Origin of the sequence: Stenotrophomonas sp. DR822, assembly GCF_019793815.1 — a bacterium.
In the GTDB taxonomy this organism is placed as follows: Bacteria; Pseudomonadota; Gammaproteobacteria; order Xanthomonadales; family Xanthomonadaceae; genus Stenotrophomonas; species Stenotrophomonas indicatrix.
The window spans coordinates 467,577-480,201 of record NZ_CP081826.1; the positions used below are offsets into that span (position 1 = coordinate 467,577).

The window sequence follows — 12,625 nt, forward strand, 5'->3', positions numbered from 1 at the left end:
GTTAACTGCACGTGCCCGGTTGCCGCAGTTGGCGTTGCTGACGTTGTTTGGTACAAACCAAGCTGTCGAAGATCAGGAAATGGGCGCGAGCCATGTCCGAACCCTATTCGGCCCTGCTCAGGCTGCAGCTGCCGCGCGAGCGTCTTGCACGCTGGTTGGCGGCCCCGGTGCCTGCAGCATCGAGGTGGAATGACTGGCGATCCATCGCCGGCCGGTGGCACCTGCCCGGCGGCGTCGATCTGGCTGCGTCCAGTGATGTGGAGTTGGGTGAATTCCTCTGCGATTGCACTGCAATGCTGGCCCGGCACGCGGACAATCGCGCCGCGTTGGCCGCCCTCCTGGAATCGGCGCAGGCCGAGAACATCAAGGTTGCGGCCTACGATCAGGCTGGCGCGTACTTCGTGGCAGGGTCGCTGACATATTCCGAGAACCTCTATGACCTGGTCGTGTTCCTGGCGATGGCGCGCGGCGCCGCCGATTTCCTTGAGCCTGGCGAGCACGGCGTGGCACTGGTGCACGACTACCTATGGGCCGAGAACGGTGAGCGGGAGACGGTTGCTGCGGTCCACCTGGCCGGCAAGGGCGATTCCGGCTTCATGACGCCGGCGCAGTCCGGTGAGACCGCTGCGACCTTCGATGCAATGGTCGAGCTCATGCTGGACGGAGCGGACGACCCGCAGTTCACTCCACGCAATCAGTTCGACCGTATCCAGGAGCGCGGCCATGCTGCCCAGGAGAACTAGATGACAAGCACAGGCACCCGCAGGGATCCAGTCAGCAGGAGAGCACGCTGCTTGCCCGGCGCCCTCGTTCTCTGCTTCTGCATGCTGGCCGGATCTGCGCTGGCGCAGACAGCGCCGGTCACGCGCACCTGGTTCGTGAGCGGAGCAGAGTTGGCCAAGCTCCTGCAGGGCAGGGGTGAAGACGGATTCTGCAGCGGCGATCAGTGCCGGAACCTGTCGAGCGTCCGCGCGGGCGCCTACATCCAGGGCGTTGCAGATACAGGCCGAGGGCAGTGGTGTGGCCAGGGACATATTCTTCCCCATGAACTGGTCGACCGTGTGTCTTCGCACATCCGGCAGCTACCCGCCGAACGACTGCATCAGGATGCCGCATCTCTGGTCATTGAGGCGCTGGAGACTGCGTTTCCCTGCCAGCAGGCGGCGTCCAGCGGCGACCGCGCCCACGCCGCGCGGAGTGGGCGATGAGCCCCTGCCGCCGCTGCAGGTGGCCTGGCCGGAACAGAGCGAGAGCTGCCGCGTGCGAGTGATGGAGACAGCGTTGTCTGCCTACGTGCTGGCCCTGCTGGAGGCCAGCGGCCTGCCTACGAAGGATCTGCGTGCAGGCAGGCCGATCACCTGTCTGGCAGCGTCGTTGAACGGAGAGCTGCTCGGTTGCGTGGGCTATGAGTCGAGCCGCGGCGTCGTGCTCCTGCGCTCGTTGGCGATCCAGCCGATGTCGCAGGGCAGGGGCCTGGGGCGGCAACTGGTGGTGGAACTGCAGCAGCATGCCAAGGCGGCGGGTGGCAGGACCGTGTTCCTTCTCACGACCACGGCAGCACCGTTCTTCGAGCAGCTTGGCTATGAGCGTGTCGCGCGCGATGCAGCACCGGGATTCATCGCTGCGTCGACGCAGTTCAGTGAACTGTGCCCAGGCTCGGCCCAGCTGATGATGCGTCGGCTGTAGGTCGGCCGGGACCCGGCGGGTGCTTCAGCCCCCTTGTCCATCGATGTCCGGGGCTTGCCGCGTTGCGATCCGGGATGCCCGGTGTCCAGAGGACAGCGGCGGTGTCGATACCGAGGCGCGCGTGATCAACTGGTGCGCAAGCACGTGGTTGACGGTAGCGCGCCTTGAAGACGCGGGGCGGCGCATTTCCCGCAGCAGGATGTCTATCGCGTTGTCCGCCATCTCTGCGACCGGCTGATGCATGGTGGTCAGTTCCGGCCACACCATGGTAGCGGCGGAGGTGTCGTCGAAGCCCACCACCGAAAGATCCCCCGGTACCTGCAGGCCGTGGCGGTGGGCCACTGAAACAACCGCCGATGCCATGTCATCGTTGCTGGCGAAGATCGCACTGGGTGGCGGGGCCTGGGCCAGCAGCCGCTCGGCTGCCTCCAGTCCGGATCGGTAGGTGAAGCAGCCGGGTTGCACGAGCGCGTCATCGTAGCCGATGCCGGCGTTGGCCAGTGCATCCCGGTAGCCCTGCCAGCGGTGCGCGCTGGCGGTCTGGTTCGGATCGCCCTTGATATAGCCGATGCGTGTATGCCCGTGAGCGATGAGGTGCGACACCATGTCATGGCTGGCCTGGCGGTCGTCGATGCGCACGCAGGAGATCCTGTCGCTGAAGCGGCTGGACGCGATGGAGACGACGGGAATGCCTGCGTTGACGAATACCTCGACGATGTCCTTCGATTCACACAGCGGCGGCGGAAGAATCACGCCGGCCACCGTAGTGGCGAGTTGCCGTGCCGCCTCGCGACGCGCCGGGGTACCCAGCTCATCCCAGGCAGCGATGACCAGCTGCGCCGCCGAGCGGGTGGAGCCGCGCAGCGCGCCGACCAGCAGTTCGCGCAGGTAGCTGGAGCTGGGGTTGGTGTAGATCAGGGCGATGCAGGTGTGCTGCGCCGCAGCCAGGGCGGAGGCAGCAGGATTGGGTCGGTAGTCCAGCGCCAGCACGCTGCGCAGGACGCGTTCGCGGTTGCCTTCGCGTACCCCGGCATGGCCGTTGATGACGCGTGACACCGTCATGGCGGAAACACCTGCATGGGCAGCGACGTCATCGATGGTGATGGCGCTTGCTTTTCGACGGACCGCTTTATGGCCGTTTTTCAAGGCTGGATTCCTTTGCTGCGCTGCATGATGACAAGCGCGATTGCGGATGAGTAGTCTGCGCCGTGACGCGATGGTAGCGCTACCACTGAGCCGGTGTAAGGCCAGCGGATGCCCCCCCCTTTACCGCGCGGCTGTTCTGGCAAGTCTGAAGGCGAGTTTGAGTCGCAGTGGGTGCAAAGCGCACTGCGATGTTCGGTGTGGAAGACGGGCGTCGCCCGTACGTGCCCCCAGGAGGGGCGGTACATCCATTCGATCGTATGTCAGAGGGGAGAGTCATGAGCGCTGCTACTTTCCGTCGTACCCCAGACCGGAGGGCTCGTCGATGAGCCGGACGCTGGCGAAGTTCACTTCCAGGGCCATGTTCACCTTTGTCGGTGGCGTCCTGGTCATCAATCCCGCATTCGCACAAGAGGCGTCAACGCCGGCACCCGTCGCCGGGCAGCAGAACCCGCCCAGCCCGACACAGCTGGACACCGTGCAGGTCACCGGCATCCGCAACAGCCTCAGCCAGGCCATGGACATCAAGCGTGATTCGGCCGGCGTGGTGGATGCGATCAGTGCGGAGGACATCGGCAAGTTCCCCGATACCAACCTGGCCGAATCCCTGCAGCGCATCACCGGCATCTCGATCGAACGCCGTGATGGTGAGGGCGCACAGGTAACGGCGCGTGGCTTCGGCCCTCAGTTCAACATGGTGACGCTCAACGGGCGGCAGATGCCCGGCGCCGACGCGTTCGGTGCGTCGGGGCAGGTCGCCATCGGTGGTGTCGACGGCGGTACCCGTGCCTTCAACTTCGCCCAGCTGGCCGCTGAAGCCATCAATGGCATCGAGGTCTACAAGACCAGCCAGGCCAATGTCCCCAGCGGTGGCATCGGTGCCACCATCAACATCCTGACCTCGCGGCCGTTTGACCACGAGGGCATCGTCGCCAGTGCCGGGGCGAAGGCCGTCTCCGACCGCAGCCAGCCGTTCGGCGACGACCTGACGCCGGAACTGTCCGGCATCTTCAGTTACGCCAATCCCGACAAGACCTTCGGCGTGGGGGTGAGCGCCAGCTACCAGAAACGCAAGGGCGGTTCGGTGCAGGCCACCGACAACTACTGGAACGTGCAGCCGTGGACCGGCACGATGCCGGGCAACCCGAGGGTGGTCAATGCACCAGCGATCGGTGCGCTGTATGCGCGGCCGAACGACCTGCGCTATGCCTTCTCCGAGTTCGAGCGCGAGCGCATCAACGGCCAGGCCGTGCTGCAGTTCGCACCGACCGATGCGGTGACCTTGACCCTGGATTACACCTATTCGACCAACGAGATCACTGAAAATCGTGGCGAGCAGGGCATGTGGCTGCAGAACAGCAACTACACCGACGTCGAATTCGATACCAGCGGTGCGGTTGCCACGCCGATCTACATCCGTGAAATCGCCGGCACCAAGGATTTCGGCCTTGAGCAGCAGCGCAGCATGCAGAAGTACAAGCTGGGTTCGCTCGGCCTGAACGCGGTCTGGAATGTGACCGACCGCTTCAAGCTCAGCTTCGATGCGCACAACTCGAAGAACGAAAGCCGCCCGAACGATCCGCTCACTGGTGGCGGCTCCATCTTCAGCAGCATCGCCGGCACCAACAACTGCACCGCCGGACCGCATTGCGGTGGGTCATGGGTGCAGGAAATGGTCTTCAACAGCGGCCTGCCGGTGGGCACCCAGGTCTGGTACCCGAGCACGGCCGATGCCATCGCCAACACCAACGGCGTGGTCAATCCGGGTTTCGCGCCGGGCGAGATCGGTTCGCAGGTGCTGCGCATCAACTCGCAGACACAGATCAGCGAGATCAAGCAGGGGCGTGTCGACGGTGAGTGGAGCTTCGACAAGGGGCGCTTCCAGTTTGGCGTGGACTCGAGCAAGCAGACCACCCACCGCATCCAGGCAGCGGAGAATTACAACACGCTGGGCGATTGGGGCGTGGCCAACGTTGACGGGGATGTTGCCAACGGATTGATGGACCTGCTGCAGCCGGTCAACATCGTCGGGCTGTTCAACGACTTCAATGCCAACAGCTTCACGGCCTGGCGCGGCGATGCCGGTCGCCTTGCGCAGTGGGCGGCGGACAACTATGGCGCCAATCTCGGCGTGAGCCCGCAGCGCGCCGCCGATAACCTGGTGGAAGAGAAGACGAAGTCGGCCTACTTCCAGGTGGAGCTGGATGGCGAGCTGGGCGGCATGCGTACCAATACCCGCCTGGGTGTGCGCTATGAAACCACCGACGTTGTCTCCACCTCGAACATCGCCATCCCGGAAGCCATCGAGTGGCAATCCAACAATGACTTCCGCGTGGTGTTGTCCGACGAACAACAGCCTTTCACCGAGAAGAACAGCTACAGCTACATCCTGCCCAATCTGGACTTCAGCATCGATCTTCGTGAGGACCTGAAGGGGCGTGTCTCATTCGGCAAGAGCATCGCACGCGCGCCGATCGGCAACCTGTATGCCGGCCCGACCGCCCAGCAGCCGTTCGGCTCGGTCCTCATCGACCCGTCCTCGCGGGCCAGCGGTACCGCACAGAACCCGCAGCTGAAACCGCTGGAGTCGGACAACCTGGATCTGGCGCTGGAGTGGTATTTCGCCGATGCGAGCTACGTCTCGCTGACCTACTGGAACAAATCGGTCGACAATTTCGTCGGCAACACCATTGTCCAGGAGAATCTGTACGGCCTGCGCGATCCTACCGCCGGCCCGGATGCGCAGGCGGCGCTGGCGTTTCTCACCAGCGGTGCCTGCGTCACACAGGTCGGCGCTGCCAATGCAGCGGCGTGCTCGGCCAACGACACCTCGCTGTTCACCGCCCTGGCCCTGCTGCGCAACAATCCCGCCGGGTTGGGCGCCTACAACGGTACCGACGCCCAGGTGCTGGCCACTGAGGCAGCCTACGACCTGTACGGCACGGCCGGCGATCCGCTGTACCAGTTCAACGTCAATCGTCCCATCAACCAGAACAAGGCCAAGCTCCACGGCTGGGAACTGGGTGGGCAGTACTTCTTCGGCGATACCGGCTTCGGCATCCTGGCCAACTACACCTTGGTCAATGGGGATGTGGGCTTCAACAACGCCGGCGATCCGGGCATCGACCAGTTCTCGCTCACCGGCCTGAGCGACACCGCCAATGCCGTGCTGATGTATGAGAAATACGGCTGGTCGGTGCGCCTTGCCTGGAACTGGCGTGACCAGTACCTGATTCTGGCCAACCAGGGGGCCAGCCGCAATCCGTACTATGTGGAGGCGTATGAGCAGTGGGATCTCAGCGTGAACTACACCCTGGACGATCACTGGTCGTTTGGCCTGGAGGCGATCAACCTGACCGGTGAGGACGTGCGCTGGCGTTCGCGTACCTCGCAGATGATCGTGAAGCTGGCCGACCAGAGCCCGCGTTACATGCTGGGCGTGCGTTACAGGTTCTGAACCGTGGGGTGCCGCTGCCACGGCAGCGGCATCCGTTCAAGGCTGCTGACGGATTGGACAACACCATGTCGCGTTTCGAAATGCTCAACAACATTGCCCATCCGGACCTGCGTGTGGCCACCGGGTTCGGCGCCGAGTTCGGCGACGCGGTGGGCATGGTGCCGGCCTATCCGAGCGAGTTCGCCGAACTGCAGCGGGAATATCCCATCTTCCTGCGCAGGGACCCCGCCACGGGCGGCTGGCAGGCGGTGGCCCTGCTGGGGTTCGAACAGCACGAGAACCTGTTCCTGCAGGACGGTCGCTGGAACGCCTCCTACCTGCCCGGTGCCGTGGCGAAAGGGCCATTCCTGATCGGCTTCCAGGAAGGCTACATCGATGGTGCGCTTACCCGGGAAGCGGTGCTGCACGTGGATCTGGATCATCCGCGCGTGACCGCGATGCACGGCGAGCCGGTGTTCCTGCCACAGGGTGGTAACTCGCCCTATCTGGACCATATCGCCGGGGTGCTGCGCGGCATCCACGACGGCCATGCCTTTGCCGCGGACATGTTCGCCACGCTCGACGCAAAAGGGTTGATCCAACCGATCACGCTGGACGTGCGGATCGACGCGGAGCATCGGGTCGGCGTCAACGGCCTGCATGCGGTCGACCGTGACCGCCTCGCGCTGCTGGAGGGTGCGGCGCTGGCCGAACTCAACCGCGCCGGCTACCTGGAGGGTGCCTATCTGATGCTGGCATCGCTGCACAACATGCGCCGCCTGATCGCCGAGAAGCAGCGACGCCTGCACGCAGCGGATGCTGCCCTCGCCGCCGGCAGGAACTGACCGGTGCTGGACGGCGTCGCCATGCGCACACTGGAAGGCCTGGATCCCACGGCGCTGCCGCTGCAGGCGCTGGTGGCTGCCGGTGAACCGGTGGTGCTGCGCGGCATCGCGCGCGACTGGGCATTGGTGCAGGCCGGGTCGCGCTCCCTGCAGGAGGCCATGGCCTACCTGCGCGGCTTCGAAGCAGGCGTGCCTGTTCCCTATTCCTTCGGCGGCCTCGAGATCGAAGGGCGTCCGTTCTACAACGCGGGCTTCACCCGCTTGAACTTCGAGGTCCGTCGTGGCCTGCTGACCGAGGTGCTGGACGCAATCACCGACCACCTCGATTCGCCGAGCCCGCCCACCTATTACGTCGCTTCGCTGCTGATCGCGCGTGCGCTGCCTGGGTTCGCCCAGCACAACGACGCCGGACTGGCGGGGCAGGGCATCGATGCTTCGGCCAGCATCTGGGTCGGCAACCGGGTGACGGCCTCCTGCCATTACGACATTCCGGACAATCTGGCGTGCTGCGCGGTGGGCCGGCGCCGCTTCACCCTGTTTCCGCCGGAGCAGATCGACAACCTCTACCCGGGGCCGATGGAGCCCACCCCGGGTGGGCAGGTGGTCAGCGTGGTGGATTTCGACCAGCCGGACTTCGACCGCCATCCGCGCTTCCGTGATGCCCTGGCAAGCGCGCAGACCGCCACGCTTGAGCCCGGCGATGCCATCTTCATCCCGGGCCTGTGGTGGCACCATGTGCGCAGCCTGGAACCGTTCAATGTGCTGGTGAATTACTGGTGGCGCAGCGCGCCTGCCCATCTCGGCTCACCCCTGCTGGCGCTGCAGCATGCGATGTGGTCCCTGCGCGATCTGCCGGCGCGCGAGAAGCAGGCGTGGGCGAAGATCTTCCAGTACTACGTGTTTGGTCCCGGCGAGCAGGCAGGGCAACACCTGCCCGAAGCGGCCCGGGGTGAGCTGGCACCGTTCGACGAGGCTCAGGCGCGGCGCATGCGCGCGCAGCTGCTGGGTCGACTCAACCGCTGATGGGAGCATCGCATTGAACACTGCGGACACTACACAAGGGCCGATCCGGAGAGTGGTGATCGCCGGTGGCGGCACCGCCGGCTGGCTGGCCGGCTGCGCACTGGCGCACCAGTTCCGCCAACAGCTGGACATCACGCTGGTGGAGTCCGAGCAGATCGGTACCGTGGGTGTGGGCGAATCCACCGTGCCGCCCATCCGCACGTTCCACCGTTTCCTGCAGATCGATGAGCAGGAGTTCCTGCGTGCGGTCGCCGGCACGTTCAAGCTGTCGATCTCGTTCGAGAACTGGCGTCGCCCCGGTGAACGCTTCATCCATCCTTTCGGCACGATCGGGCAGGGCACCTGGGCCACGCCGTTCCATCACTTCTGGCTGGACAGCCTGCGCCGCGGCATGCCCTCCGAGCTGGGCGACTTCTGCCTGGAAAGCGCCGCGTCACTGGCCGACAGGTTCTCGCTGCAGACTCAACCCCAGGTCAACTACGCCTACCATTTCGACGCCGGGCTCTATGCCAGGTTCCTGCGCGGCAAGGCCGAAGCAAACGGCCTGCGGCGGGTGGAAGGCAAGATCCGCGAAGTCCGCCAGCATCCCCATGACGGCTCGGTTGCGTCGCTGGTGCTGGACGACGGGCGGGTCATCGAAGGCGATCTGTTCATCGACTGCACGGGCTTCCGTGGCCTGTTGACCGAGCAGACCCTGCATACCGGCTATGAAGACTGGAACGAATGGTTGCCCAGTGATCGCGCCGTTGCCGTGCAGACCGACTCGGCCGCGCCGCCGGTGCCCTACACCCGTGCCATCGCGCACGAGGCCGGGTGGCGCTGGCACATCGCGCTGCAGCACCGGGTCGGCTGCGGGCTGGTGTTCTCCAGCCGCCACATGTCCGATGACGAGGCGCAGGCCAAGCTGCTGCGTGATGTCGACGGACAGCCCCTGCGCGATCCCTGGCTGGTGCCGTTCCGCAGCGGGCGCCGGTTGCAGGCCTGGAACAGGAACGTGGTGGCGCTCGGGCTGGCCAGTGGCTTCATCGAGCCGCTGGAATCGACCAGCATCCACCTGACCATCAGCGCCGTGGTGCGCCTGATCCAGCTGTTCCCGTCCGACGGCATCACCCCTTCGCTGGTGGCGCTGTACAACGACGTGAGCCGCCAGGAGATGGAGCACGTGCGCGATTTCATCATCCTGCATTACCACGCCAACCAGCGCGACGAGCCGATGTGGAAGGCCTGCCGCGAGATGGCGCTGCCTGAATCGCTGCAGGTCCGCCTGCGCGCGTGGCGCGAGCGGGCCCATGCGTGGCAGGACCCCGGCGAGCTGTTCCGGGTCGACTCCTGGACCAGCGTCCTGATGGGCCAGGGCATCCAGCCCGGACCGCCGCACCCGCTTGCGCAGGCCATCGGCGATGCGGACCTGCGCACCCTGTTGCATCGCATCCGGCAGCCGGTGCAGCACACGGTGGCGAAGATGCCGACGCAGGCAGCGTTCATCGAGCGCTACTGCAAGGCGGCGCCGGACGCATGGCAAAGGGGCAGGGCCGTGGCGTAGCCGCAGTGCGCGCTGTTGCATCGAATTGGTAGCGCTACCTTCAAACCACTACGGGGTGCAGTGAATGGAATTGGTTGCGGGAATCGACGCAGGTACGCAAAGCCTGAAGGTGGTCGTCTACGACCCTGAAGAACGCAGTCTCGTGGCCAGCGCCAGCGCGCCATTGCAGCTGACCAGTGCTGCAGACGGCAGCCGGGAACAGCGGCCGGCCGACTGGGTCACGGCACTGCAAGCCTGCTTTGCTGCGATCGACCCGGCGGTGCGCTCCCGGATTGCCGCGCTGGCAGTCTCAGGACAGCAGCATGGGTTCGTGCCGGTCGATGCGGCCGGGGAGGTGCTGGCACCGGCCAAGCTGTGGTGCGACACCAGCACCTCGGCCGAATGCGTGCAGATCATGGACGCCGCAGGCGGCACGGCGCGCACCATCGCGTTGGCCGGCAACCCGGTGCTTGCCGGTTACACCGCCTCCAAGCTGCCGTGGACGAAGACGCACCGGCCCGACGCCTACGCGCGGCTTGCCACCATCCTGCTGCCGCACGATTACCTCAATTTCGTGTTGACCGGCGAGCGCTTCTGCGAATACGGCGATGCGTCGGGCACCGGCTGGCTGGATGTGCGCACCCGAACCTGGTCGGCCGAGCTGCTGCACGCGACCGATCCGCAGCGCGATCTCGCCGACTGCCTGCCGCGCATCGCCGCGCCCGAAGAGATGTTCGGCATCACCCCCGCCGCGGCGGCGGCATTGGGCCTTCCCGCATCGGTGAAGGTGGCCGTCGGCGGTGGCGACAACATGATGGCGGCCGTCGGTACCGGCTGCGTCGTACCCGGTCGCCTGGTGATGAGCCTGGGTACGTCCGGCACCCTGTTTGCTTTCTCGGACACGCCCGTGGTCGACCCGGCCGGGGCATGGGCCGCGTTCTGCTCGTCGACCGGCGGCTGGTTGCCGCTGATCTGCACGATGAACTGCACCGTAGTGACCGGACAGGTCGCCGACGCCTTCGGCTTCAGCAGCCGCGAGGGCGACCGGCACCTGCAGGCCACGCCGCCCGGTGCCGACGGCCTGGTGATGCTGCCGTTCCTCAACGGCGAACGCACGCCGGACCTGCCGCAGGGCAAGGGGGTACTGGCGGGCCTGGACACGACCAACATGACGCCGGCGCACATCTACCGCGCGGCCATGGAAGGGGCCACCTACGCCCTGAAGTATGGCTACGACGCATTCGTCGGCGCGGGCATGCAGTTCGAACGCATCGTGCTGACCGGCGGCGGCAGCAACAGCGCGCAGTGGCGGCAACTGGTGGCCGATGTGTTCGGCCTGCCGGTGGACGTGCCGGCCCAGTCCGAAGGCGCGGCATTCGGTGCGGCATTGCAGGCCCTGTGGGCATTGGGCCACGGCCGCGGTGATGCCGCCTCCATCGCCGACGTCGCCGACCGCCACGTTGCGCTTGATCCGCTGCGGTCGGCACGCCCGGACCTGGCGCGCGCCGAAGCCTACGCCACGGCCTACGCCCGTTTCCTTCGACATCTCGACGCGATCACGCCGCTGTACCGCGGCTGATCTCCTTTCCGCGACACCTCGCACAACGACAGGAAGACGCACCATGAGCACGCAACCTTTCATCGGCGCCAAGGAATACTTCCCCGGCATCGGCCGCATTCCCTTCGAAGGCCGGGGCTCGGACAACCCGCTCGCGTTCAAGGTCTATGACGCGGACAAGGTCATCGGCGGCAGGACCATGCAGGAACATCTGCGCTTTGCAGTCTGTTACTGGCACACCTTCTGCAATGCCGGGCACGATCCGTTCGGTCCGGGTACCCGTCGTTTCCCCTGGGAGGCCGGCTCGCCGATGGCGACCGCCGAGGCGAAGGTGGACGCGGCATTCGAGTTCTTCACCAAGCTGGGCGTGCCGTACTGGTGTTTCCACGATATCGACCTGGCGCCGGACGCCGAGGATGTCGGGCAGTACGAAAAGAACCTGAAGCACATGGTGGGCCTGGCCAAGGCGCGCCAGGATGCAACCGGCATGAAGCTGCTGTGGGGCACGGCCAACCTGTTCTCGCACCCGCGCTACATGAACGGTGCGTCCACCAACCCGGATTTCGCTGTAGTGGCGCGTGCCGCCGTGCAGGTAAAGGCGGCGCTGGAGGCCACCGTTGAACTGGGCGGCGAGCATTACGTGTTCTGGGGCGGCCGCGAAGGCTATGCCGCGCTGGCCAATACCCAGATGAAGCGCGAAGTCGACCACCTCGCGCGGTTCCTGACCATGGCGCGCGACCATGGCCGCAGCATCGGCCTGAAAGGCAACTTCCTGATCGAGCCCAAGCCGATGGAACCGATGAAGCACCAGTACGACTTCGACAGCGCCACCGTGGTGGGGTTCCTGAAGGAACATGGCCTGGACAAGGACTTCAAGCTCAACATCGAGGCCAACCACGCGACGCTGTCCGGCCACACCTTCGAACACGATCTGCAGGTCGCCTCGGACCACGGCCTGCTCGGCAGCATCGACGCCAACCGCGGCAACGCCCAGAACGGCTGGGATACCGACCAGTTCCCCACCGACCTGTACGACACCGTGGGCGCGATGCTGGTGGTGCTGCGCCAGGGCGGGCTGGAAGGCGGCTTGAACTTCGACGCCAAGGTGCGCCGTGAATCGACCGACCTGGAAGATCTGTTCATTGCCCACGTCGGCGGCATGGATGCCTTCGCCCGCGGGCTGGAAGTGGCCCATGCGCTGCTGAACGACTCGCCGCTGGAGCAGTGGCGCAAGGAGCGTTACGCCAGCTTCGACAGTGGTGCCGGCAAGGACTTCGCGGGCGGCGCGCTCAGTCTGGCAGAGCTGGCTGCGCTGGGTGCCAAGGGCGGTGAGCCCAGGCAGATCAGCGGCAAGCAGGAGCGCTACGAGAACCTGATCAACCAGTACCTGCTGCGTTGAGCACGGCGGCTCG

General features: G+C 65.7%; 11 protein-coding genes. 10 read left to right on the plus strand and 1 reads right to left on the minus strand.

Annotation, left to right across the window (positions count from 1 at the left end; translation table 11 throughout):
- Window positions 1-92: 92 nt before the first annotated feature.
- From K5K93_RS02255 to arsN2, 3 genes are read left to right on the plus strand one after another with little or no spacing between them, the layout of a single operon-like run.
- A complete protein-coding gene (locus tag K5K93_RS02255; RefSeq protein ID WP_222389584.1) occupies window positions 93-743 on the plus strand; it encodes a hypothetical protein in 651 nt (216 codons plus the stop codon).
- 51 nt (window positions 744-794) lie between these two features.
- Window positions 795-1,208 carry a Rap1a/Tai family immunity protein gene (locus K5K93_RS02260; protein WP_261311905.1) on the plus strand — a complete coding sequence of 138 codons (414 nt, stop codon included), beginning with the start codon at window positions 795-797 and terminating at the stop codon, window positions 1,206-1,208.
- Window positions 1,198-1,686, plus strand: coding sequence for an arsenic resistance N-acetyltransferase ArsN2 (gene arsN2 / locus K5K93_RS02265; protein WP_222389588.1), 489 nt, complete (start codon window positions 1,198-1,200; stop codon window positions 1,684-1,686). The genes K5K93_RS02260 and arsN2 overlap by 11 nt, the downstream gene beginning before the upstream one ends.
- Before the next feature lie 24 nt (window positions 1,687-1,710).
- On the opposite strand, the gene K5K93_RS02270 is transcribed toward arsN2, so the two are convergent.
- Window positions 1,711-2,748, minus strand: a complete 1,038-nt coding sequence (locus tag K5K93_RS02270) for a LacI family DNA-binding transcriptional regulator (RefSeq protein WP_261311906.1) — start codon at window positions 2,746-2,748, stop codon at window positions 1,711-1,713.
- Between the two features lie 15 nt (window positions 2,749-2,763).
- Here K5K93_RS02270 and K5K93_RS20210 point away from each other — a divergent pair, with 15 nt between their 5' ends.
- The 7 genes from K5K93_RS20210 to xylA all read left to right on the plus strand — a co-directional run bounded on the left by K5K93_RS20210 (window position 2,764) and on the right by xylA (window position 12,612).
- Window positions 2,764-2,886, plus strand: coding sequence for a hypothetical protein (locus tag K5K93_RS20210; RefSeq protein ID WP_258954267.1), 123 nt, complete (start codon window positions 2,764-2,766; stop codon window positions 2,884-2,886).
- A gap of 268 nt (window positions 2,887-3,154) precedes the next feature.
- On the plus strand, window positions 3,155-6,286 hold the full coding sequence (locus K5K93_RS02275) for a TonB-dependent receptor (RefSeq protein WP_222389593.1): 3,132 nt from the start codon (window positions 3,155-3,157) through the stop codon (window positions 6,284-6,286).
- 65 nt (window positions 6,287-6,351) lie between these two features.
- The gene (locus K5K93_RS02280) at window positions 6,352-7,110 is read left to right on the plus strand and encodes a SapC family protein (RefSeq protein WP_222389596.1); all 759 of its coding nucleotides are present in this window, start codon (window positions 6,352-6,354) and stop codon (window positions 7,108-7,110) included.
- Window positions 7,111-7,113: 3 nt separating this feature from the next.
- Complete coding sequence (locus K5K93_RS02285) at window positions 7,114-8,133, plus strand: cupin-like domain-containing protein (protein ID WP_222389599.1); 1,020 nt, start codon at window positions 7,114-7,116, stop codon at window positions 8,131-8,133.
- Window positions 8,134-8,146: 13 nt separating this feature from the next.
- Window positions 8,147-9,676, plus strand: a complete 1,530-nt coding sequence (locus K5K93_RS02290) for a tryptophan halogenase family protein (RefSeq protein ID WP_222389601.1) — start codon at window positions 8,147-8,149, stop codon at window positions 9,674-9,676.
- 64 nt (window positions 9,677-9,740) lie between these two features.
- Window positions 9,741-11,234 carry a xylulokinase gene (gene xylB / locus K5K93_RS02295; protein ID WP_222389603.1) on the plus strand — a complete coding sequence of 498 codons (1,494 nt, stop codon included), beginning with the start codon at window positions 9,741-9,743 and terminating at the stop codon, window positions 11,232-11,234.
- Window positions 11,235-11,277: 43 nt separating this feature from the next.
- Window positions 11,278-12,612, plus strand: coding sequence for a xylose isomerase (gene xylA / locus K5K93_RS02300; RefSeq protein ID WP_093818337.1), 1,335 nt, complete (start codon window positions 11,278-11,280; stop codon window positions 12,610-12,612).
- Window positions 12,613-12,625 lie beyond the last annotated feature (13 nt).

What these genes read in the sequence shown, in the direction of transcription:
- K5K93_RS02255 (WP_222389584.1), top strand. Translation starts at nt 93, where the DNA reads ATGTCCGAACCCTATTCGGCCCTGCTCAGGCTGCAGCTGCCGCGCGAG.
- K5K93_RS02270 (WP_261311906.1), bottom strand. Translation starts at nt 2,748, where the DNA reads ATGACGGTGTCACGCGTCATCAACGGCCATGCCGGGGTACGCGAAGGC.
- K5K93_RS20210 (WP_258954267.1), top strand. Translation starts at nt 2,764, where the DNA reads ATGGGCAGCGACGTCATCGATGGTGATGGCGCTTGCTTTTCGACGGAC.
- K5K93_RS02275 (WP_222389593.1), top strand. Translation starts at nt 3,155, where the DNA reads ATGAGCCGGACGCTGGCGAAGTTCACTTCCAGGGCCATGTTCACCTTT.
- K5K93_RS02280 (WP_222389596.1), top strand. Translation starts at nt 6,352, where the DNA reads ATGTCGCGTTTCGAAATGCTCAACAACATTGCCCATCCGGACCTGCGT.
- xylB (WP_222389603.1), top strand. Translation starts at nt 9,741, where the DNA reads ATGGAATTGGTTGCGGGAATCGACGCAGGTACGCAAAGCCTGAAGGTG.
- xylA (WP_093818337.1), top strand. Translation starts at nt 11,278, where the DNA reads ATGAGCACGCAACCTTTCATCGGCGCCAAGGAATACTTCCCCGGCATC.